Below are 20,603 nucleotides of genomic sequence, written 5' to 3' on the forward strand. Positions count from 1 at the left end.
TACACCTACGACGCTCAGCGCTACACCCAGATCAATATGGGCGGTGCGCAGGCGTGGGCGCCAAAGGCGCCGAACGAGATCACCGGCGAGTTGGGCGGTGTGGCAACGGGCGGGCTCAGTGGGATAACGCCGCCACCGATAATTGAGGGGTGGAAGCCGATGTCGCTTCCGCAGATCTCGTCGCTGTCAGCCGGCAGCCCGGCGGCGACGTTCTACATCCCTGACGGGTGCGGCGGCCAGTTCACGTTCAGCGGCGGCGTCCCGGTGGGCGGGATGGCGCCTCCGCCAACCATTCCCAGCATGATCGCCGGGCCGTAATCAGTCTTGGTCCTCGTGGTCGGTGTCGCGGTCCCAGTAGGCCCATTCTGGCAGCGGTGTGAAGGGCGTCGCTCCGTACGCTGAGGCTTCATGGCCTGGGGGAGTGCGAAACTCGTTCCAACGTGGGTCGCCCCGATTGGCCCGGCTCCGGCGAACACCGCGGATGACGATGGCCATTACTCCGCCGATGATGAACGTCAGCAGAACGACTTTCGCCGCGACGAGCAACATGGTGGGCCGCCTGTCAGCTTTGCGGAGCCTGAGATAGCTGCAGGTTCGGGCACGTCTTCCGCAGGACCGCCGTCGCGTTATAGACCAGGGTGGTTGCTCGCACGCTGTCACTGTCCGCGCGCGGCGCCGATGTCGAATTAACTGGCGCGGTGACCGCCTCGCGCTGGTTCTTCGCCGTCAAGTCGGTGCCCTCAGCCCAATTGCCCAATTGAGTCTTCGTGCCGGGGGCAGACACCGATGCCTGCGCGGCCCGAATATCTTTGGCCATAGCCGATTCCGCGTCGGCGATCGCCAGCAGATCCTTCGTCTCCCCAGCGCCGCGTTCCAGCGCGGCAACCGACTGCTGCATCTTGTCCCACTTAGACCCGAGCTCCTCCACCACAGAACAATCGTTGCGTGGGTCGGCGCGGTGGTTGACCTGAGTGGTCCAGACCGTCGCCGCGATAGCCGCTAGCACCAAGATCGCGGCCATCCCGACCCATACGTACGTGCGACGCCAGGGCCGGTTCTTCGTGAAGCCACCGTCTGTCATGCGCCGAATTTACCTCGGGTCTGAGTCGGTTGCTGTCCGCCTCGGGACGTGCCTTGCGGCCCAGGACGGCGGAGACGCGGTATCGCTTACCGAGCCGCATTCCCCAACGCGCTGCTTATTGCGGTCATAGGTCTTAGCGTTGAACGCGGAGTAGGGAGCCCGCGATGAGCGATGCCCGAAACCGAACTAGCGTCGGCTGAAAGCCCAACCGAGCACGCTCACGCTTGGTAGGTCGACAACTGGTCCGACGACACCGTGTCATATCTAGACACGCGACAGCGAACCACCATGTTGCTGCGGGTGTGCGTCGCGCTGACCGCCATATCCGTCGCCGGGCTTATCGGGCTCTTGCTCTTCGTGTTTCATGATCGAGATGCCGCAACCTCCGCGGCACGGAAGCCAGAACGCGCTCGAGCACGATTACCTCCGCGCCGGTCGCACAGCCGGTCCCGGAGCCGGAAGCGGCCCCGACCGTGACTGAAACGCGAACGTTCGCCGCGGCCCCGCCGCCCCAGCCAGACGAGTCGACAAGAAACAGATTCGTAATGTGCGGCGACGGCCGCGAGGGTGTCGTTGGCGGCCACACCAGCTGTCTGTTCGCCCAGAATGTGCGCCGCGCGTTCTTCGGCGCCACTGACGGCACCTATGTCGTTGCTTACTCACCGGTAACCGGGGCGCGTTATGAGATGACCTGCAACTCGGGGTACCGCGCGCACTTCGACGACGGCTCCCAACGGGTCGCAACGCGATGCGTAGGCGGCGACAACGACAGTGCCGAAGCAGTCATCTGGTGATTCAACGGCGACCGTGGTGCCTCTGAATCAGATGGGCAGCTTCGTCCAGTGCGCGCCGTCCCATGACCAGCCGCACGGCAAGTACTGCGGGTGCGGCCACGGGTCGGTCGCCATGGTCATGCAACGCGGCGCGTCGGGCGGCGGTGACGGATCCGTGGGCGGCGGGTCGGCGTGAGCGAGCCCGGCGCTGGCCAACCAAACAGCGGCCGCGATCGACACGACGGTGCGCATGATGCTTATCGCGCCCATGCGCGCGACGCGGTTACCGATCTGTAGCGCGGCCACGGTGCCCCATGCGGCCCACAACGGCCACGGCGCATTCACGATCATGAAAACGCCTGCCGTCGAGGCGGTGGCGACCAGGTCGTAATTCGCTCTAAGCCTGCTCATGCGTCAAGTATTCACCTTGCAGGCCCGATCGGGCCGGGCTCCCGTCGGCATTTCAGATCTGCGCTCGCCCGGGGAGCTTCCGCCTCCACCATTCGCCACTTACAGGCGTGCCAAGGCGACCCTGAGAGGGTCCTGAGCCAGGTCAGAAGCCGGTTCGAAATGGACACGTCCGTGAGACAAACTGGCGTGGACATCATCTGAGACAACGCGCATTGGGGCAGTCCAGCCGACTGCGAGTGGAGACGGATTTGAGAACCTGATAGTAGGTCATTTTGTCAACAGGGTAGGTGAGAGCCGCCCCGACAGATGGCCGGGGCGGCTCTCGGTTGACTGGCCAGTGATGGTGTTGGCGGTCGTTGCTCACGACGGTGGTGTCAGGCTGATATACGCGGGTTGGGTACCGCAGGACGATGGTTCGGATGTGAACGTTACTGCCGTCTACAGTCGAGCATCACGGGCCGTGGTCGTATGAATCACGTTGTGGCTCATAGGTTCTCTGCAGGTTGTTCACTCACCGCGCCAACAGGCAATCAGTCCGGTCAGTCAAGTCTTCGTGCCCGGCGCTACTGCATGGTCGCCAGCGACCAGCACCAGCCGGCCAGTTCGCGGGCGATAGCGACGTTGGCCACCAGCGGATTCTTGCCCCGTTCGGTGAACCTCTGCCACCGCTTGTTGAGGCGGCGGTTACCGGCATGCCCGCGGGCCCGCAGCGCCGGATCGACTTTGGCCCACCTGGTGCGCAGGGCGGAACCGGATGTGCTGTAGGACTTGCGGTGATGCCACGCCGACTCGATCAACAGTCGCCGCACGTGGGTGTTGCCGGCCTTGGTGATTGATCCTTGGCTGCGAGAGCTTCCGGAGGAATACTCCGAGGGCACGAGGCCGACGTAGGCGCCGATCGTTGACCCGGTGAACCTCGACCAGTCGCCGATCTCCACAGTCAGCGCCAGCCCGGTCAGCGCCGAAATCCCCCGCAAGCAGCCCAACCGGTCGACTGCGTCGGCGAACCGCGGTGAAGCGGCCACGTCGGTGATCTGTTCATCGAGGCCATCGCGTGCGGCGGTCGCGGCTAATACGGCATCGAAGCTGTAGTCGTAGGCGGCTTTGAGGTGGATGTCGTCGAAGCGTTGCCGGCGCAGCCATTGTTCGTGTATCCCGGTCCAAGGTGTGCCGCCGTAGTACACGATTCCCTGCCGCAGAAGCAGTTTCGACAACCTGTGGCGAACCCTCATCAGATCAGCGCGGGCATCCTCGCGGGCACGCACCAAATCGCGCACCGCTTCGATGTCGCGGTCGGGCACCCGCACTTCGGTAATCTCGCCCAACCGCAACAGCCGCGCCAGATGCGCGGCATCACGGGCGTCGGTCTTGACCCGATCCCCGGCCGGGCGTTGCAGCTTCGACGGTGCCGCCACCACACACGCCATCCCGGCGTCGTTGATCGCACGGGCAAGCCCGAATCCCGTCGGCCCTGCCTCATAGGTCACCCGCACCGGAGCCCGCTGCTGACACAACCAGCCCAACACCTCATCGTGGGCCGGACATAGCCTCGCCCGCGCGATCTTGCCGGTCTCCTGATCCACTGCGTGCGCGACAACCGAAAGCGCGTGCACGTCCAACCCCACACTCGTACCCTGAACAATCACCGGAGGCCTCCTGATCTGCAAATGTGGCTCTGCCAGCGTGAGTGTTCACCCACACCGGTAACCCACGAATCGTTTTGCAGCGCGAGGCCTTCGGCCTCAGCTAGCCCCCATACCGTCTACACCGATCGAGCCAGAGAACCTATGAGCCACAACGTGATTCATACGACCACGGCCAGTGATGCTCGACTGTAGACGGCAGTAACGTTCACATCCGAACCATCGTCCTGCGGTATCCAACCCGCGTATATCAGCCTGACACCACCGTCGTGAGCAACGACCGCCAACACGATCAACGGCCAGTCAACCGAGAGCCGCCCCGGCCATCTGTCGGGGCGGCTCTCACCTACCCTGTTGACAAAATGGCCTACATATCAGGTTCTCAAACTCCGTGGCCACTTCTCAGATGGAATGTCAAGTCAATGTCCAATTGGACATTTAAGTGAGACGGGCGACTGGAGCTGAGGTCATTGGCGCCCTTGATCTGCGTGCGCGAAGCGGGGTGGTCACCGCGGGGGCTCGCTCTTATGTGGCGCGCAGTGCGCGAGTGGCCTGCAATCGAAGAGGGCTTCCCCCAATCTATGCATGCATTACTATGTATGCATAGATTGGGGCGAGCTTCGCCCCGAAGACGGGAGAACGGGAATGTCGCAGGGTTTTGACCAAACGAGGCCTGAAGCTAAAGCACCGATTGTGTGTCCGAAGTGTTTGGCGCAGATGCTGCCGGTGAATCGCTTCGGTGTGGAGATTGATAACTGCACCGGCTGTGGCGGTATCTTCCTCGATCGTGGCGAATTGGAAGTGCTGTCGCAGGCTGAGGCGAACTTCTACACCGTGAGCCAACAGCCGATGCCGGCCCAGCGGTACGAAGCATCGCAGCAGTACATGCCGGCGCCGCAGCAGTATCCGCCGCGGGGCGGGTTTCTCGGCGGGCTGTTCGGCGGCGGCCACCAAGGTCGATACGGGCACCACTAACCGCGTTAGTAAGCGCGCCGCCGTGGACGCTCCTCGGCGACGCGAGGAAGGAGGGCTACTGATGGTTGCGTAGCGTCCGAGGTGGTGCACACGCTGGGGATAGCGTGCCGCGCATGTCGCCGTTGTCGGTGCCGCCGCATCGTGGTGTTGATTGCGAATTGTGGCCGGTCGCGGCGGCGGGTGCGGGATGGCGGTGCGGCTCGCTGTGGTCGCCGGCGCCGGTGCAGGATCGTCTCGGCCCGAGCGCCCCCGGTGACCACGAACATCGGCACACGCCCCTCAGGCGGGGGTGTGTCGGCCCGGCGGAGCGGGTGACACCGCGGGCCGGTGTAGCGAATTCGGTTGACGGCGCCCATGATCGATGCGTAGACAAGCCGAGGCGTCAGAGTGCCGACGCCCGCCGCCGCTGAAGTGGGGCCGCAGGACTTCACAGTGGCTGGGTGCGTGCCGCGAAGTGTTCCGGGGGGACCGTCACGATGACCCGATGTGCGTGTCGAAGCGCAGGCGTAGTAGTCCGGCTGTCATCGCGCGGTCCGCGTCGTCACAAGTATTCGCGCGGTGATGTGGCGGATATAATCGGTTGAGCTGGCGCTGGGCCGACGGTGCTGCGGAAGCGCCGTGATCCGGCTCGTGCCCCACGCCAGCTGCAGGCGCTCCTGTTCCTCGCGGTGAGCGGTCGGAAGCGGGCGACCAAAGCGGACCTGCTGAGCGACAACACCTGAAAACGCGCTGATTTCACCAGCAACTCAACAGCTATTCACATATTCTGTGATTAATGCATTGAGACTCTCCGCGCAGCTGCGCGCCGAATGGGGATCTGCTCCGATAATCATTTCAGCCAAAGACGATGCTGATAATGGACGATGTCGGCAGAATGGGCGGATGCGGATTAAAGGCGCCCGATCGCGGCTAATAGCCGATGAGCGTGGCGGTGAGCGGCATCTGGCCGAGCTGTCGTGATAGGCGGAAACGTGGATGCATTGCAGGACCGGCGCGTCTTTAGAGCAGGTCTCGCCGCGGCGTGGGCCGAACCTGACCAGTTCGAGTGGGTCACATCTTTCCTTAACGAGCGAGGACTGCTGACATGGGCGCGACGGGCCCTGGCGATGGTGGCAGCGTCCGCGGCCATGATCCCGGCCGTGGGACTGGTCAGTGAGCGCGGATCTCTATTGTTGTCGGTAACTCCTAAAGACTGACCCCGTAGCAACTTCTGAACTTTGACCCCTTCGTGGGCTGAGGCTGACGGGGTGATATCCATCGAAGACTGGGCTGAGATTCGGCGGCTGCATCGGGCTGAGGGCATACCGATCAAGGAGATCTCGCGGCAGCTTGGCGTTGCCAGGAATACCGTGCGGGCGGCGTTGGCGTCGGCCCGGCCACCCCAGTACGTGCGACCACCACGGGGGTCGGTGGTCACGGATTACGAGGTTCGGATTCGCGGTCTTTTGTTGGAGTATCCGCGGATGCCGGCGACGGTGATCGCCGAGCGGATCGGCTGGCCCTACACGATGAACCCGCTGCGGGTCAGGTTGCGTGAGATTCGTCCGGAGTACGCCGGGGTGGATCCGGTGGATCGTGTGCGCTACGAGCCCGGCGAGGTGACCCAGTGCGACCTGTGGTTCCCGGCGGTGCAGATTCCGGTCGGTCGGGGTCAGTCCCGGGTGCTACCGGTGTTGGTGATGGTGCTGGGGTTCTCCCGGTTGATCTCGGCAACCATGCTGCCGTCGCGGCAAGGCGGAGATCTGCTGTCAGGGATGTGGGAGCTGATCGCGCAGATGGGCCGGGTCACCAAGGTGCTGGTCTGGGACCGGGAAGCCGCAATCGGCGCAACGGGGAAGGTGAGCCCAGCGGCAGCGGCGTTCGCCGGGACTCTAGCCACGACGATCCGATTGGCACCTCCGCGGGATCCAGAGTTCAAGGGGATGGTGGAGCGAGCCAACGGATTTCTGGAGACCTCGTTCCTGCCGGGCCGGGTATTCGCCTCACCAACGGACTTCAACGCTCAACTCACCGACTGGCTGGAACGCGCAAATGGGCGGACGGTGCGCTCCATCCAGGGTCGTCCAGCGGACTTATTCGACACCGACTACCTGTCGATGATCTCTCTGCCGCCGGTGAGTCCGACGACGGGATTGAATCAGCGGATCCGGCTGGCGCGGGACTACTACGTCCGGGTGGACACCGTGGACTACTCGGTCGATCCCCGGGTGATCGGGCGGCTCGTCGACGTCGCCGCTACCCCAACTAGGGTCACCGCGACCTGCGACGGCCACGTCGTCGCCCGCCATCTGCGGTCCTGGGCCAAGCAGGACCTCGTCACCGACCCCGAGCACGCTGCCGTGGCCGCTCAATTACGGGCCGGGTTCGCTGCTGATCGCCGCCGCCGGGAGCTGGCCCGCCGCCATGCCGATGGCCATCCAGTGGCTCTGCGCGCATTGCCGGACTACGACGCACTGTTCGGCGTCGACTTCGCCCTTCCCGCAACAGAAACGAGTAACGGATGACCACTACCAAGCAGAAGCTCAGCACCGCCACGGCAGCACCAGCAGATGGGCTGCCATCGATGCTGGCGTATCTGACCCGGGTGCTGAAGACCCCCACGATCGGGCGCTGCTGGGAGGAGCTAGCCGGCCAAGCACGCGACGAGAACTGGTCACATGAGGACTACCTGGCCGCGGTGCTGCAACGTCAGGTCGCCGACCGCGAGTCCGCCGGAACGACCATGCGGATCCGCACCGCGCACTTCCCGCAGATCAAGACTCTGGAAGATTTCAACCTCGACCACCTGCCCTCACTACGCCGAGATGTGCTGGCGCACTTGGCGACCGGTACCTTCGTCCCGAAGGCTGAGAACGTTATTCTGCTTGGGCCGCCGGGTATCGGGAAGACGCACATCGCAATAGGACTGGGCGTCAAGGCCGCCCACGCCGGTTACTCGGTGCTCTTTGATACCGCCAGCAACTGGATTTCGCGGCTGTCGGCTGCTCATCACGCGAATCGACTGGAAGCCGAGTTGAAGAAGATCCGGCGCTACAAGTTGATCATAATCGATGAGGTTCGTTACATTCCGTTCGATCAGGACGCTGCGAACCTGTTTTTCCAGCTCGTGGCATCACGGTATGAGCAAGCCTCCATCATGGTGACCAGCAACCTTCCCTTTGGCCGTTGGGGCGAGACCTTCTCTGATGACGTGGTCGCCGCAGCGATGATCGACCGCCTCGTGCATCACGCGGAAGTGCTGACTCTGACCGGCGACTCTTATCGCACCCGCCAACGCCGCCAACTGCTGGCCAAGGAAAACCGCGCTGCCGACGACTGACCTTGTGGTCAAGTGCGCCAAGCATGTTGGGCCACCCGGTAGAAATTCCCGCCTAGCACGGCACGGATGTCGGCGTTGGCCCAGCCGCGTTGACGAAGATGCGTGCCGAGCGTCAGCAGAGTCTCGGGAGCCATCCAACGAATTGGTCCCCAGCGCGTATAGCTCTCATCGAACATATGCGGGTTGCGGGTGAGTTCGGCAACGAAATCCGCGTAGTCGAACGAGAAGTCGCTGCTGATGCCGACATGCTCAACGCCCACCAATTCAACCGCGTACTCCAGATGCCGGGTCATCGCCTCGAGCGTCGGCGTGTTGGCTCCCAGGAAGATCCCGACACCGGTAATGCCTATGACACCACCTGTTGCCGCACAAGCACGAGCTTGGTCATCACTGATGTTGCGCGGATGATCCCAGACTCCGCGCATACACGAGTGGCTGTAAATTGCCGGACCGCTGGACATTTCACACATGTCCAGACCGGTGCGGGCACTGCAATGCGATCCGTCGGGGACGATGCCCACCGCATTCATCTCCTCCACCAGAGAGCGCCCCCAGGCGGTCAAGCCACCGTCGATGGTGTCTAGGCATCCGCTGCCCGCACGGTTGGCGTGGTTATAGGTAGGCAGTAGCGTGCGCACACCCAGATCGGCGAGCAGTGCAAGGTTGTTCAGATCGTCATCGAGTGGACGAGAGTCTTCCAGATCGAAGACCACTGCGATACGACCGTTGCCGGCGATAGCCAAGACATCGCCCACCGTGGCGGCCAACTCCAGGTCTGGATGTCCTTCGATCGCGCTTCTGTAATGCTGCAACAGCGCCAAGGTCTCGTCGAGGCAGTGGGGTGAATATCCTGCGTTGACCGACACGAATGCGCCACCGTCCCGCTGATAGCGGGCCAACGGAGCCACATCGGTACCGGTTTGCAAGGGCAAACACAAATGCTGGTCCCACAGAAGCGAGGTCATGACTACCGATCCTGGATCTTCACGGCCACCAGCTGAGCTGCTTATTCGCACTCAGCGTCTGACGATCCGGCCGCTTCGCGGCGACGACCTCGAAGCCATGCACGCCGTCTACTCCGATCCCGAAGCCACCAAGTTCCTTCCCGGCGGCGTTCGTGACTACGCCGGGACGCGCCAACGGGTCGCTGAACTGATCGATCACCACGACCGTCACGGCGTCAGCAAATGGGCGGTGACCCTGTCGCAGTCCGGACTGCTCATCGGTGACTGCGGACTGCAACTTTTGCCCGGAAGAGATGACCTCGAGTTGGGCTTTCACATCGCACGCGCGTACTGGGGCCACGGTTACGCCACCGAAGCCGCATCAGCATGCTTGAACTGGGCACTGGCCAACCGAACTGAACGCATACTCGCCATCGTCGACCCGCGCCACCACTCCTCGCAACGCGTTTTAGCCAAACTCGGCATGCGGGCGATCGGCAGCGACCACATCCTCAACCGCGCCTGGATCGTCTACAAACCAGGCGGCAACTTCGATCACCAGCGACCCGAAGGGGTCAATTCCTAGAAGTTGGATCGGGGTTAACTTTCAGAAGTTGTTGACAATTGTTTCTTGTCGTGCAGTTGGCGGGCATAACACTGGCGGCGACGATGGCAGTGTGCTGGTTGATCAGGTGGCCCACCCGTCGGCTGTCGCTGGCAGTGGCCGTCCTTGGACTTATATGTATCGCGATTTGGAGCCAAGCCCAACGCAACGTTGAGCAGTCGGTGCCGATTTGTATGGCCGCAGCCATTACCGGTGGTTATACCGCCTTCTTTCACGGGTTCCGAATAATGATTATCAATTTCACAATTACCTTCATGCTGAACGCAGTGACGGCATATCGTTTAGCCGCCGTCACTCAAGCATTGAGTGCGGCCCGGGCATTTTGGTTCATCTGGCTCTTCAATTTGGTGGTTCCGCTGTCGGCATGGGCGGCATCTCGTGCCGTCCGCACTTACGCCACTCGCGCCAATCAGGATTCGATGACTGGTTTGCTGAACCGGCGTGCGTTCACTACTGCCGTTCTTGCCGATCTCGCGCTGCGCGCATCCGAGGCGGCGGACGCATTAACGATCGTCATGGTTGACCTCGATAACTTCAAGAAACTCAATGACACTCACGGACACATCGTTGGTGATAAGACGCTGGTCACAGTTGCCGACCTGTTGCGGAGTCACGCTGGCGAGCGTGCAACGGTTTGCCGAGCCGGCGGTGAGGAATTCCTCATAGCGCTGACCGGCAGTTCCAGTTGTATTCGACTATGGGCCGCCCAGGTATGCGAGCAGATTGCGGCACTCTCACCGCCGGTCACCGCCAGCGTCGGCACCGTCAGCGTCGAGCGAGCCGATGCGCCGTTGCCCGCAACCGCCGAGTTCGTAGAGCAACTCATCAACGAAGCGGACTACGCTATGTACGGCGCGAAACACGGTGGCGGCAATCGCGCCCGCCACAAAATGCATGAGCTGGAGCGCGCACATCAAACTAAGCAAGGATAAGCGGGACCACGGGCAGCGATGGACTGTCTGGGTTCCCCCGAAAAAGTGGACGGGGTTAGCTTGCTTCCGTCACGAATTTTAGCGTGCGCTCGTAGGTGATGGGTGAGCGCATTCCGATCGCTGAGTGCCTACGTTGATCGTTGTAGAAGTGCGTCCAATTGTCAACTGCTGCAATTAATTCCGTCCTAGTTTGGAAAACGTGCCGGTAGTAGTCGTGTTTGAACGTCGACCACAGCGATTCGGCGCCGGCATTGTCCCAGCAGATGCCCGTCTCGCCCATCGAGCGGCGCAGCCCGTGCGTGGCAGCTGCGGCGGCCAGGTCGTGCGCGGTGTACTGACTGCCGCGGTCGGAATGCAGGATCGTGTTGCGACAACGCCCACCGCGGGTGAACACCGCCCGGTCCACCGCGGCGGTGACCAGCACGGTGGTCATCGACCGCCCAACCCAGCACGCGGCGGGAGTGCTCGTCGCGGATCGCGCACAGGTACATGTCGCCCTGACCGCAGCTCAGGTAGGTGATGTCGGAGGGCACACCAGGTCGATGCGGCCCTGGTCGAAGCGTCGCCCGACCAGACCCGGCGGAAAAGACGCCGCGGGATCGACCGTGGTGGTGGTCTTGAACGTGCGCGGGCTGATGCCCTCGATGCCCAGTTCGGCCATGATCTTGGCGACGGTGTTGGCCGACACCCGCTCACCCTCGTCGTGCAAATCGGCGGTGATCCGCGGTGACCCGTAGGTACCGCCCGAGGCCTTGTGATGGGCGATGATCTTGACTTCCAGATCACGGCGGCGCTGCACCCGGGTCGTGGGCTGCTCGCAGGCCAGCGTGTGCACATGCTTGTAGAAGCCCGAGGTGGATACCCCGAGCAGCTCGGCCATCCGGGTGACGTCGTGGGCGGCGCACTCCGCAGCGATGAGCTCGAATCTGCTCACCTTGGGTGCTGCGCCGCAAAGTACGCCGAGGCTTTTTTCAGGAACGCGATGTCTTTGGACTGCTCGGCCACCTGCGCCCGCAACCGCACCAACTCCGCACGTTCCTCTGGCGAAAGAAACTTGCCCCCAGCAGGATCCGACCGCGCACCATTGCCGGCCGCGGCCATCCGGCGCCGCTCGTCGCGCACCCACTTGTGCAACAGATTCTCGTGCAGATCAAGCTCGCGAGCGACATCGGCGACACGCCGACTCCCATCGATCACCAAGTGCGCAGCCTCAACCCTGTACTTCGGGGAAAACGCACGCCGACAACCAGGCATCAGAACATCCTTCCAGGGGACCACCGTCCCGCTATCTCAGATGTCCACTACTTCTGGGGAACCTCAGTCGGCCTGGCTGCACCCCCGGAACTCATTTCGGGAGCGACCCACGTGAGACGAGATCTGATCTCTCCCAAATCTTTAGAGACCGCGACGTTCGGCCCCCGGCTAGGTGCACCCGTCATGAGGTTCGTAGCGGGCGGCTGATCGGTCGGAGGCCGCCGAGCGCGCTGTGACGTCGTTGAGTGTTGTAGTGCTCGAGCCATGGTGCAAGTGCCGAGGTGCGGGCATCGTTGGTAGTGAACACCTGTTGGTAGGCCCATTCGGCTCGCAGCGTCCGGTTGAATCGCTCGACTTTTCCGTTTTGCCATGGGCAGTGCGGGCGGATGAACTCGGCGTGGCGCCGAGGGCGGCGATGACTGCGGCGACTTGGGCAGGACATCTGAATACGCCAGGCGGGAGTAGTCATCGACCGCGGAGCGAACGTAGTCGAGGCCGATGCGGGCCCGTTTGTGCGATGCTGTTAGCGGCGCCTTTGCCATGCGCTTTCCAGCCGCCCCCGCCGGGGATGCGGCCAATCTCTTGATGTTCAGATGGACTAGCTCACCGGGACGGCTACGTTCGTAGCGCACGGCGGTGATTTTCGATGTCCGGATGAGCATGCCGGTTGAAGGGTCGCATTCACACAGGTAAGGCGGCTGGTGCCGTCGCAGAATGGTGCTGACGGTACGGGCCGGCGCACCGAGTTTCGCGCCGATCCAGTCCTGGCCGCGTCGGTTGCTGCGGCGCAAGGCAATCACCGTTTCTTCGACCGTCGGCGCGGTGCGCTGTGGACATCGATGCGGACGTGATGACCGATCCGCCAGACCAGCCCAGCCCTCTTGGTGCAACGACGCACCCATCGGTGGGCGCATTGCCGCGACACCCAGCTCTGCGGCGACATGGGCACCAGGTCGATGACCAGTAATGACCCGGTCCACAGCAGCGCGCGGCCATGAACCGTCAATCGGGCATAGGCGTGGGGCACTTGGACCTCCATGGGGTCGTGAAGACCTCAGACATCTCCACTAAGCCCGGAGGTCCTCCCCGCAATCAACAACACTCACCAACGTGTCGGCCGGGTGCAGCTAGCTTTGCACGGTTCGTCGGATAGTGATGTCTCCGATCTCGACGTCGTGAGGCTGTTCGATGGCGAAGGCGATGGCGCTGGCCACCGCCTCGGGCGGAAGCCCAAAATTGTCCATGCTTCGCCGGATTTGCGCTCGGGGGGACCGTCACGATGACCGCGGTTCGCGCCCGTCTTGATCGAAGCCGGCGCATAGGCGGTGCGCGGCGGCGCCGGTGGCGTCGCGGTCGGCGAAAGAGAGTGTCATCGGCTGATGGTGCACTGGCCAGCGGCCAGCGTCGCGTTGATGGTCAGTCAATCGTCCAGTCGACAGTTTCGTGGTATCCGGTGCCGCCCCCGCACGGGGACCCTGGCAGCTACCTTAGGTATGCCCATGGGCGGCGGCCGTCATTTGCGATGTGCCGACAATGACGACGGGGCGGTTGCCGGGCACGAATCCGGGTCGCAGTTAGGGTCGGAGTACCCGAAAGAGTGTTCGAGCAGCTGCTGTTTGCGTTCGTGGTACTCCTCGTCGCTGAGTTGTCCTGCGGCGCGCTGCTGGGCGATGCCGCGGATTGCGGTCACCACACCGGTCATCACCGGCCGCGGCCCAGATCCGCGCTGATGGGTGTGATCGGCTGGTGTGAGCTGTCGCGCCGGCGCAAGCGGCTGGGCTCTTTGCTCCGCGGGGCCGGTGGGCGGTGGTGTGGGAATCGCCTGCCCGGCTATCGCCGCCCCGACCTGCAGCTGCGCGTTCGCCACACCCGAAGAGCCGGTAAGCGGGGTGGCGAAGGCAACGCCGCGCACCTCGGCGGTGGTGATCGCGGGCGGGTCTTGAGGTGCGGTGACGGTCCAGCCCGGCGGCACCGACATCTTGCCAACGGTGTTGGCCTGCCCTGCGGCCGCTGATATCGGCGACGCCGGGGGCACGCCGGCGGGTGGGTGGGGGAGGGTGGCCTTGAACGGCTGCACGGGTGCTGGCCCAGACTCTGGCCAGGCTTTTTGGCCGTCCCAGCCGCTGAAGGTGTCGTCGTCTACGAGGCCGGACAGGGTGTTGAACAGCGAGGGCGGGAAGTCAGCGAATGACACTAAATCTGTCGGGGTCAGTAGTGCGATCGCGGTGAAGTCGACTGGCGCGTTGATGAAGAGGTCGGCGAGGTTGGCCAGGGTGGTCAGTGGACCGACTTGGGCAGGCGACGCCAGTGCGGACAACGCCTGCGGCACAACCGATATGGCGGTTTGCGTGTTGCCGGCGGCGCTGCGGCCGGCCGCGGCAACTTGGCGGATCTCGGCATCGGGGTCTGTGGTGCGTTGAGGAGGGTCAAAGGGTGTCAGGACGGTCGCGGCCGCCGCGGAGGTGGCGTAGGTATACATCGCTAGGGCGTCTTGGGCCCACATCTGGGCGTAGAGCGCTTCGGTAGCTGCGATCGCGGGTGTGTTCTGTCCCAGCACGTTGGTTGCCACCAGCGCCGCCAGCAGGCTGCGGTTGGCGGCGATTTCTGGTGGGGGCACCGTGAGCGCGAACGCCGCCTCAAAAGCGGCAGCCGCCATTCGGGCTTGGGCGGCGGTGTCTTCGGCGCGCGCGGCGGTGGTGCTGAGCCAGCCGATGTAGCCCTGGGCAGCGGCGGTCATGGCCGCAGCCGACGGACCCAACCAGGCGCCGGACAGTTCTGAGACCACGGAATGATATCCGGCGGCCGCGGCGAACAGTTCGTCGGCGATGGTGCTCCAGGCCTGCATCGCGGCCAGCATTGGGCCTGCTCCTGGACCGGTATACATCCGGGTGGAGTTGATCTCCGGGGGGTAGATCCCGAAATCTAATGGCACGCTTACCTCTTTCAGATAACCGGCGTGACGGCTCGATTACGGTCGGCGTGTCCGCGGCCCAGCAGGCGGTTCTTCTGCTCGGCGTATTCGTCGTTAGTGATGAGGCCTTCGTCGCGCAGCTTGGCGAACTCGCGTAGTTCAGTTGCCACGCCGGTTACGACCGCGCGCAGATGGTCCTGCGGCATCGCAGCGCTCTCGCCGGCGGGAGCGCTAGCGGTGCTGACCGCGGCGAGTGCGATGCGTGCGCCGCGGGCCGTTCTTGCGGCGCCGACGCCGACGGCTCCGGTCATCACGCGCCCGGCCATTCCCGCCAGCGCCATCTCGCTGAGTGTGGTGCTCGAATCGGCGTCGGCGGCAGGAATGGCGGCGGCACTGGCGGCGGTGCCGGGCAGTGTGAACGCGATGGGGCGCACCGCCGGGGTGGCCACTGCCCAGGTCGGCGGCACAGATAGGGCGCCGACGGTGTCGGCCTCGCCGACACCGGCTTCAACGGTCGGCTCAAGCAGCGTGCCCTCCGGCAAGTTCAGCAGCGGCGCCGGAAACGGTTTGATCGGCGCGGGCGCGGTGCTCGGATAGGGCTCCTCGCCTTCCCAGCCGCTGATGATGTCGTCGGTGTGTATACCGGTCCCGGCGCCGATGACGCTCACCGGGAAGCCCGTCACCCCAAGCACGTTGGCTGGAACGCCGATAAGGAAGGTCGCGGCACTGGATGGAACGTTCAAGAAGACGGTGAGGAAGTCGGCCAGGGTGTTTAGCGCGTCTGCGGGGTCTACTGCGGCCGGACTCGCCGCGACCGCGCCCGCTAGCGTGCCGGGGACTGCGGACAAGGCACGTTGAACCGCGCCTTGCGCGGTCCCGGTCGCCGGAGCGGTGGCGGCGCTGATTGCGCCGCCGGGGGTGGTGGTCTGCGGGGCTGGGGTGAACGGTGTCAGCGCCGTCGCCGCAGCTGCTGAAGCCGCGTAGCCGTACATCGCCGCCAGGTCTTGGGCCCACATCTGCCCGTATTGGGCTTCGGTCGCCGCGATCGCTGTGGCGTTTCGTCCGAACACATTGGTCGCGACCAGGCTCGCCAACCGGGCGCGGTTGGCTGCCACCATCGCCGGCGGAACCGTAGCCGAAAATGCGGTCTGGTAGGCAGCCGCCGCGGACTTGGCTCGAGCGCAGGTCTCTTCGGCTTGTGCGGCGGTGGCCCGCAACCACGCCACATACGGCGCGGCCGCCGCACTCATCGCCGCCGACGCCGGCCCCCGCCAGGAATCGGAGGTTAACTCCACCACCACCGCCTGATAGGAGCTCGCCGCCGTATTCAGCTCAGCGGCGAGGCCATCCCACGCCTGAGCTGCGGCCAGCAACGGCGCCGATCCGGGACCGGAATACATACGTGCCGAATTGATCTCCGGTGGAAGGCTCCCGAAATCCATCGCCAGCTACCCCTCAGCTCGGCGCGGTAGCGAGCACGAGCGCATCGCGTACGTGTCACCACGAACGCATGCAGCACCGCGTCTCGTTTCCCGCGCATCGGAATTGTGTCAACCTCGAGGTAATATATGCGCATATTGCTATGTATGCAATTGACGGGTTTTGTCCTCTACGGCTGCGGGTGGCCGGGTCGCTGCGTTGTCGTCCGCCGCCCATTAGGCCGCGGCGTCGGGCGAACCGTTCGGCGTGGACGGCTCGCGGAGAACTTCTCGTCACGCCGTAAACGTCGTATCATCGTTGCGTGGCGATGTCATCGGCTCTGACCGATCGGATGGTGCTGGCTCCGGCCGTTGCGTTATTCCGGTCGCTGGCCGATCCGACCCGGCTGGCGATTCTGCAGGAGCTGGCAGTCCACCCGGCGCGGGTGGTGGACCTTCGTGAGCATCTTGGGTTAGCCCAGTCGACGGTCTCGCAGCATCTGGCCTGCTTGCGTGGTTGCGGGCTCGTGATCGCACAACCGGTCGGCCGGTCCACGCTCTACACGCTGGCCCAGCCCGAGCTGCGCGATCTGCTCGAGGCCGCGGAAGCAGTGCTTGCCAGCACCGGTAGCGCGGTCGAATTGTGTCCCACCTATGGCGCCCCCCGGGAGGAATCATGAAAGAGCCGTCGACGTCGGTGCCTGTTGACATCGACACAGAGGCCGAATGCGACTGCTGTTCGTCCACCGCCCCGCCGCCGGCAACGCGCGACGCCGGATGGCACCGAGCGGCCAGGCAGGCCCGGCTATTGGCGTGGCTGTCGCTGGTGTGGATGGTGGCCGAAGGGGTGATCGGACTTTGGCAGGGTTTCACGGCCGGTTCGATCGCCCTGATCGGCTGGGCGTTGGGCAGCGCGGTGGAGGGCCTTGCCAGCGTCATCGTCGTGTGGCGTTTTTCAGGGAGCAGAACCCTATCCGACACCGCTGAACGACGCGCCCAGCAGGCGGTGGCGGTCAGCTTCTGGCTACTAGCGCCCTACATTGCCTTCGAATCACTGCAGGATCTTCTGTCCGGACACCACCCCAACACCACAATGCTGGGAATCGCGGTGGCGTCACTGAGCCTGCTTGTAATGCCGGTGCTGGGATACACCAAGCAGCGCCTAGGCGCGCGCCTGGGCTCTGGCGCAACCGCCGGAGAAGGCATCCAAAACTATTTCTGCGCAGCGCAGGCCGGTGCGGTGCTGGTAAGTCTGGCCGTCACGGCCAGTTGGGCCGGTGGATGGTGGGTCGACGGTGCGATCGGCCTGACCATTGCGGTGTGGTCGGTCTGGGAGGGTGTCCAAGCCTGGCGAGGCAACGACTGCTGCTGAAAACAGCGGCGCCGTAACGGCGGTACGCCGCCGTACCGCATCCGTTCACACCTGGCGATCACCCGCGAGGCCACTGCCGCCTATCGATGCGCCCGCCCGCCGCGCCACACGACGAGCCAGCGGTCCATGCGTCCGCGCGAGAGCGGCCGTTCCTATCGAGACCTGCGCCGCGTCCCACTCGCCAGCGGTCATCCCGGGGCCACGAAGGACCAGTCAGCAAACCGCGCGACGCCGGGTTGGGCGACCCGACCGCAAACCAACCCGGCCTACCATTGCACTTCATATAGAAGTATTGCTATATGTCTATATACGAGGCTTTCATCACTATTTGCATCGGGTGGCGTGACGGGCGGCGACCCGCGTCTCGTCCGCCCCCGAGAAACCGCTAGAGGACACAGCGCATGCAGCAGTTCGTCGTCAGCTTCGGCCTTCTGGCGATCTTCGGGCTGATGATGGCCGAAGCAGCCGGTATCCCAATCGCTTCGGAGGCCACCATGCTCCTTGGAGGAGCTCTCGCGGGTGGTGCGGTGCCGGGTGTGCACATGGACCTCGCGCTGGTGATTGTGGCTGGGACCGCTGGCAACCTCATCGGCAGCTATCTGGCCTGGGCAGTGGGACACTACGGCGGGCGCGCGGCGTTGCGCCGATGGGGTGGCGGGCGGCTGCACGACGTCCACCTCGATCGGGCAGTTCGCTGGTTTGACCGCCACGGAGCAGCGGCGGTGTTCCTTGGACGGCTGGTGCCGGTGGTGCGGACCTTCATTTCGTTGCCGGCCGGGCTGGCCGATATGCCTCCCGCGCGCTTCGGCGTCTACACATTTCTGGGGTGCCTGCCCTGGACCGCGGCGCTGGCGGGTGCCGGCTACGGCATCGGGGAGAACTGGCGCGCCGCAGCACACGCTTTGAATTCGCCCGCTGTCGTGGCCGGCGCGACCGCTGTTCTGGCGACCGTTGCCGCACTTGTTATCAGCCGCCGACACAGCCGCCGCCACCTCGGCCGGGCGCACTCGGCGCCCATCAGCGAGTCTGACCGGTCGACACGGGCTCACGACCGAGAGCCATCACCGTCGGCCGCTGAGACAGAACAGGAACGGGCGACAACCCGGGGCGGTGTTCCACAATGAAAAGCAGGCGCGCCGCCCCGTCCTCGAAGGACACTCGGCCTCGCCGAACCGCCGTCACCCGACCATCACCCATCCACCGAGCCGACGGATCACCGATCCGGGTGTTGCTGATCAGCGACGAACCCGCATTGGCCAGTCTGGTCAAAATGTCGCTGCATGACGAAGGTTGGATTGTCCAACTTGCGCGCACTGGCGACGACGCCATCGCGGCACTCGACAGGTTCGGTGCCGACGTGCTCGTGGTCGACATGCCGCTCTGCGACATCGACGTGTCCCACGTCCTGGGGCGGGTCCGTAACGCCGACGTCTACACCCCGATGCTGTTTCTCATCACAGAGGTTGCGGTGAAACAGCGGCGAGCGGCCACCACCCCGGGCGTCGACGACTACCTCGTCAAGCCGTTTAGCCTCGAACAACTCGCCGCCACCCTGCGTTCACTGCTGCACCGTTCCTGGCAGCTGCCTCCCGACGTGGAGACCCTCACCATCGGCGACCTCGTGATCGACGGCATCAGCCGCGACGTCATCTGGGGCGGAGCCACGGTGTCGCTGTCACGCATCGAATTCGAACTGCTGCGCTTTCTCGCGCGCAACCCGGGCCGAGTCGTGAGCCGCGACGAAATCTTGGACCGTGTCTGGAACTACGACGCTGCCATTCGTGCCGAAAACGTCGACGGCGTCATCTTCTGCCTCAGGAGAAAGATCGGCGGCGGCGAACACCCCGTCATCCACACCGTCCGCGGCCAGGGATTTATGTTAGGCGTGCCCGAGCGAGCGGGCGCATTGGACAAATCCGGCCAACAACATCAGGGGGTTCGCCCTCGGCCCACGTGATGATCGACCCACCGCGGTCGCCCACCGCGAGAGAAGTCACCGGTTTGCATACTGAGTCCCGGCGAGGGCTGAGTGACGGCGCACAAGACGACAGCAGTTTCTCAGCTACGCGATGTTAGCGTCTTCGTATTGTGCTTGTAAGCATCTCTCAGCCAAGGCCACTGCGATCGGTTATTGCCCTCGCAGCGTGCCTGTGGCTGTTCGCCGGCGGCCTCGCGGAGTTTGACCACCTGAAGCGGGTGGGGCAAGGCGACGGTGAGCTCACCTCAGCCTCGGTCGTTGGTGCAGCATCAGCGGCGCTGCGCGCCGAGGCTGCGCACGGCGCCGTCGTTTGTGGGTCGATGTGCTCGAGAACGATTGCGGCGGCGGTTCTGCCGCGGTCAGCGCCGGACCTAGCCGTCTCAGCGATGGCGGTCGTAGTGGTGGTGGCCGTTCGCGCAGGTGAAGGCGCCCTCGCGGCAGGGCGGGGTCCACCTGGCAGACGTGCGTTGGTCCTGACAGGTCGAGACCTTCTGACCCGGCTGTGTCTTCAGCGCCGCTGACAGTGTCGCGCGCTGGTGGGCGTTGCCCATCCCGTCGAGTTGTTGCTGCGGAGTAGCGAAACTGCTGCCATCGCGGGTGCGGCGTGTGACAGCCGTCGCCCGGTCGTCCAGTAGTGATCCCGGACGGTATGCACTGCTTGATGGGACTTAAGGGTCGCCGCACCCAGCGCTCACGTCGATCATTGTTTTCGACCAGCCAAGGAGCTTGCGATGTCGTTAGTTGGAAAATTCTTTGCTTTGCGCCGCTGTCGCGGCATTTCGGGAGCAGGCCTTCGGGGTTCACCTCATGGGCAGTCCGGTGATCGCTCAATTCCGTTTCCGTTCGGTCGTGTCCGGAATCCGGTGTAAATAGGGAGCACGGGCGTAGGTTCCGCTTCACGACCTGCAAGTCTGCGAAGAAGGAGTTACGCCCGTGCCTGTTCGAGTATCTGCCACTGACCGTATCC

General features: G+C 64.2%; 20 protein-coding genes and 5 pseudogenes. 11 read left to right on the top strand and 14 right to left on the bottom strand.

The annotated features are described in order from the left end of the window. The coding region (locus CYU59_RS24595) for a hypothetical protein (protein ID WP_293003824.1) at positions 1-318 on the top strand (318 nt) is incomplete at its 5' end. Here CYU59_RS24595 and CYU59_RS24600 read toward each other — a convergent pair. After that, complete coding sequence (locus tag CYU59_RS24600) at positions 319-549, bottom strand: hypothetical protein (protein ID WP_293003826.1); 231 nt, start codon at positions 547-549, stop codon at positions 319-321. 13 nt (positions 550-562) lie between these two features. Beyond that, positions 563-1,081, bottom strand: coding sequence for a hypothetical protein (locus tag CYU59_RS24605; protein ID WP_293003828.1), 519 nt, complete (start codon positions 1,079-1,081; stop codon positions 563-565). Positions 1,082-1,626: 545 nt separating this feature from the next. On the opposite strand from CYU59_RS24605, the gene CYU59_RS24610 reads away from it, so the two are divergent. Then, positions 1,627-1,875: a hypothetical protein gene (locus CYU59_RS24610; protein WP_293003830.1), complete on the top strand. Its 249-nt coding sequence runs from the start codon at positions 1,627-1,629 to the stop codon at positions 1,873-1,875. Positions 1,876-1,902: 27 nt separating this feature from the next. Here CYU59_RS24610 and CYU59_RS24615 read toward each other — a convergent pair whose 3' ends face one another. Together CYU59_RS24615 and CYU59_RS24620 are read right to left on the bottom strand one after the other, a co-directional pair. Continuing rightward, on the bottom strand, positions 1,903-2,265 hold the full coding sequence (locus tag CYU59_RS24615; RefSeq protein WP_293003832.1) for a hypothetical protein: 363 nt from the start codon (positions 2,263-2,265) through the stop codon (positions 1,903-1,905). Positions 2,266-2,828: 563 nt separating this feature from the next. Continuing rightward, complete coding sequence (locus tag CYU59_RS24620; RefSeq protein ID WP_293003834.1) at positions 2,829-3,911, bottom strand: IS110 family transposase; 1,083 nt, start codon at positions 3,909-3,911, stop codon at positions 2,829-2,831. A 642-nt stretch (positions 3,912-4,553) separates the two neighbouring features. On the opposite strand from CYU59_RS24620, the gene CYU59_RS24625 reads away from it, so the two are divergent. From CYU59_RS24625 to istB, 3 genes are all read left to right on the top strand, one after another. Then, the gene (locus CYU59_RS24625) at positions 4,554-4,883 is read left to right on the top strand and encodes a zf-TFIIB domain-containing protein (protein ID WP_293003836.1); all 330 of its coding nucleotides are present in this window, start codon (positions 4,554-4,556) and stop codon (positions 4,881-4,883) included. Positions 4,884-6,130: 1,247 nt separating this feature from the next. Beyond that, a complete protein-coding gene (istA, locus tag CYU59_RS24630) occupies positions 6,131-7,387 on the top strand; it encodes an IS21 family transposase (RefSeq protein WP_293003838.1) in 1,257 nt (418 codons plus the stop codon). Further along, complete coding sequence (gene istB, locus CYU59_RS24635; protein WP_293003840.1) at positions 7,384-8,202, top strand: IS21-like element helper ATPase IstB; 819 nt, start codon at positions 7,384-7,386, stop codon at positions 8,200-8,202. The genes istA and istB overlap by 4 nt, the downstream gene beginning before the upstream one ends. 8 nt (positions 8,203-8,210) lie before the next feature. Here the strand turns inward: istB and CYU59_RS24640 are convergent, their stop codons facing one another. After that, entirely contained in the window at positions 8,211-9,167 is a 957-nt protein-coding gene (locus tag CYU59_RS24640; RefSeq protein WP_293003842.1) for a membrane dipeptidase, read from the bottom strand. On the opposite strand from CYU59_RS24640, the gene CYU59_RS24645 reads away from it, so the two are divergent. Both CYU59_RS24645 and CYU59_RS24650 read left to right on the top strand, forming a co-directional pair. Then, on the top strand, positions 9,166-9,732 hold the full coding sequence (locus CYU59_RS24645) for a GNAT family N-acetyltransferase (RefSeq protein WP_293003844.1): 567 nt from the start codon (positions 9,166-9,168) through the stop codon (positions 9,730-9,732). The two genes, CYU59_RS24640 and CYU59_RS24645, sit on opposite strands and share 2 nt — an antisense overlap. A gap of 212 nt (positions 9,733-9,944) precedes the next feature. Next, on the top strand, positions 9,945-10,703 hold the full coding sequence (locus CYU59_RS24650; RefSeq protein ID WP_293003846.1) for a GGDEF domain-containing protein: 759 nt from the start codon (positions 9,945-9,947) through the stop codon (positions 10,701-10,703). Positions 10,704-10,758: 55 nt separating this feature from the next. Here the strand turns inward: CYU59_RS24650 and CYU59_RS24655 are convergent. The 9 genes and pseudogenes from CYU59_RS24655 to CYU59_RS24690 all read right to left on the bottom strand — a co-directional run. Beyond that, positions 10,759-11,151, bottom strand: a pseudogene (locus CYU59_RS24655) (integrase core domain-containing protein); the annotation flags it as partial. A 60-nt stretch (positions 11,152-11,211) separates the two neighbouring features. After that, positions 11,212-11,637 (bottom strand): IS3 family transposase, encoded by a 426-nt coding sequence (locus CYU59_RS24660; RefSeq protein WP_293003848.1) that lies wholly within the window; start codon positions 11,635-11,637, stop codon positions 11,212-11,214. Beyond that, positions 11,634-11,957, bottom strand: coding sequence for a transposase (locus CYU59_RS24665; protein WP_293003850.1), 324 nt, complete (start codon positions 11,955-11,957; stop codon positions 11,634-11,636). Before CYU59_RS24665 ends, CYU59_RS24660 begins: the two co-directional genes overlap by 4 nt. A gap of 181 nt (positions 11,958-12,138) precedes the next feature. Further along, positions 12,139-12,426 carry an integrase core domain-containing protein gene (locus tag CYU59_RS24670; RefSeq protein WP_363115276.1) on the bottom strand — a complete coding sequence of 96 codons (288 nt, stop codon included), beginning with the start codon at positions 12,424-12,426 and terminating at the stop codon, positions 12,139-12,141. 343 nt (positions 12,427-12,769) lie between these two features. Continuing rightward, positions 12,770-12,871: pseudogene (locus CYU59_RS29085) on the bottom strand (leucine zipper domain-containing protein); the annotation flags it as partial. After that, a pseudogene (locus tag CYU59_RS24675) lies at positions 12,826-12,996 on the bottom strand (leucine zipper domain-containing protein); the annotation flags it as partial. The pseudogenes CYU59_RS29085 and CYU59_RS24675, both read right to left, overlap by 46 nt. Before the next feature lie 88 nt (positions 12,997-13,084). Continuing rightward, positions 13,085-13,210: pseudogene (locus tag CYU59_RS24680) on the bottom strand (oxidoreductase); the annotation flags it as partial. A 260-nt stretch (positions 13,211-13,470) separates the two neighbouring features. Next, the gene (locus CYU59_RS24685) at positions 13,471-14,889 is read right to left on the bottom strand and encodes a PPE domain-containing protein (RefSeq protein ID WP_293003854.1); all 1,419 of its coding nucleotides are present in this window, start codon (positions 14,887-14,889) and stop codon (positions 13,471-13,473) included. An 11-nt stretch (positions 14,890-14,900) separates the two neighbouring features. Continuing rightward, positions 14,901-16,310, bottom strand: a complete 1,410-nt coding sequence (locus tag CYU59_RS24690; RefSeq protein WP_293003856.1) for a PPE domain-containing protein — start codon at positions 16,308-16,310, stop codon at positions 14,901-14,903. Positions 16,311-16,615: 305 nt separating this feature from the next. Between CYU59_RS24690 and CYU59_RS24695 the strand changes: the two genes are divergently transcribed. The 4 genes and pseudogenes from CYU59_RS24695 to CYU59_RS24710 all read left to right on the top strand — a co-directional run. Then, positions 16,616-16,966 carry a metalloregulator ArsR/SmtB family transcription factor gene (locus tag CYU59_RS24695; RefSeq protein ID WP_293003864.1) on the top strand — a complete coding sequence of 117 codons (351 nt, stop codon included), beginning with the start codon at positions 16,616-16,618 and terminating at the stop codon, positions 16,964-16,966. After that, on the top strand, positions 16,963-17,658 hold the full coding sequence (locus CYU59_RS24700) for a cation transporter (RefSeq protein ID WP_293003858.1): 696 nt from the start codon (positions 16,963-16,965) through the stop codon (positions 17,656-17,658). The genes CYU59_RS24695 and CYU59_RS24700 overlap by 4 nt, the downstream gene beginning before the upstream one ends. Before the next feature lie 401 nt (positions 17,659-18,059). Continuing rightward, positions 18,060-18,782: a DedA family protein gene (locus tag CYU59_RS24705; protein WP_293003860.1), complete on the top strand. Its 723-nt coding sequence runs from the start codon at positions 18,060-18,062 to the stop codon at positions 18,780-18,782. Next, positions 18,779-19,552 (top strand): annotated as a pseudogene (locus CYU59_RS24710) (response regulator transcription factor); the annotation flags it as partial. The gene CYU59_RS24705 and the pseudogene CYU59_RS24710, both read left to right, overlap by 4 nt. Positions 19,553-20,603: the final 1,051 nt, after the last annotated feature.

This window comes from Mycobacterium sp. (genome assembly GCF_002863225.1).
Taxonomy (GTDB): domain Bacteria; phylum Actinomycetota; class Actinomycetes; order Mycobacteriales; family Mycobacteriaceae; genus Mycobacterium.

Excerpts from the sequence above, each read along its gene's own strand:
- CYU59_RS24600 (WP_293003826.1), bottom strand. The coding sequence starts at position 549 with ATGTTGCTCGTCGCGGCGAAAGTCGTTCTGCTGACGTTCATCATCGGC.
- CYU59_RS24605 (WP_293003828.1), bottom strand. The coding sequence starts at position 1,081 with ATGACAGACGGTGGCTTCACGAAGAACCGGCCCTGGCGTCGCACGTAC.
- CYU59_RS24610 (WP_293003830.1), top strand. The coding sequence starts at position 1,627 with ATGTGCGGCGACGGCCGCGAGGGTGTCGTTGGCGGCCACACCAGCTGT.
- CYU59_RS24615 (WP_293003832.1), bottom strand. The coding sequence starts at position 2,265 with ATGAGCAGGCTTAGAGCGAATTACGACCTGGTCGCCACCGCCTCGACG.
- CYU59_RS24625 (WP_293003836.1), top strand. The coding sequence starts at position 4,554 with ATGTCGCAGGGTTTTGACCAAACGAGGCCTGAAGCTAAAGCACCGATT.
- istB (WP_293003840.1), top strand. The coding sequence starts at position 7,384 with ATGACCACTACCAAGCAGAAGCTCAGCACCGCCACGGCAGCACCAGCA.
- CYU59_RS24645 (WP_293003844.1), top strand. The coding sequence starts at position 9,166 with ATGACTACCGATCCTGGATCTTCACGGCCACCAGCTGAGCTGCTTATT.
- CYU59_RS24640 (WP_293003842.1), bottom strand. The coding sequence starts at position 9,167 with ATGACCTCGCTTCTGTGGGACCAGCATTTGTGTTTGCCCTTGCAAACC.
- CYU59_RS24650 (WP_293003846.1), top strand. The coding sequence starts at position 9,945 with ATGGCCGCAGCCATTACCGGTGGTTATACCGCCTTCTTTCACGGGTTC.
- CYU59_RS24665 (WP_293003850.1), bottom strand. The coding sequence starts at position 11,957 with ATGCCTGGTTGTCGGCGTGCGTTTTCCCCGAAGTACAGGGTTGAGGCT.
- CYU59_RS24670 (WP_363115276.1), bottom strand. The coding sequence starts at position 12,426 with ATGACTACTCCCGCCTGGCGTATTCAGATGTCCTGCCCAAGTCGCCGC.
- CYU59_RS24690 (WP_293003856.1), bottom strand. The coding sequence starts at position 16,310 with ATGGATTTCGGGAGCCTTCCACCGGAGATCAATTCGGCACGTATGTAT.
- CYU59_RS24695 (WP_293003864.1), top strand. The coding sequence starts at position 16,616 with ATGTCATCGGCTCTGACCGATCGGATGGTGCTGGCTCCGGCCGTTGCG.
- CYU59_RS24700 (WP_293003858.1), top strand. The coding sequence starts at position 16,963 with ATGAAAGAGCCGTCGACGTCGGTGCCTGTTGACATCGACACAGAGGCC.
- CYU59_RS24705 (WP_293003860.1), top strand. The coding sequence starts at position 18,060 with ATGCAGCAGTTCGTCGTCAGCTTCGGCCTTCTGGCGATCTTCGGGCTG.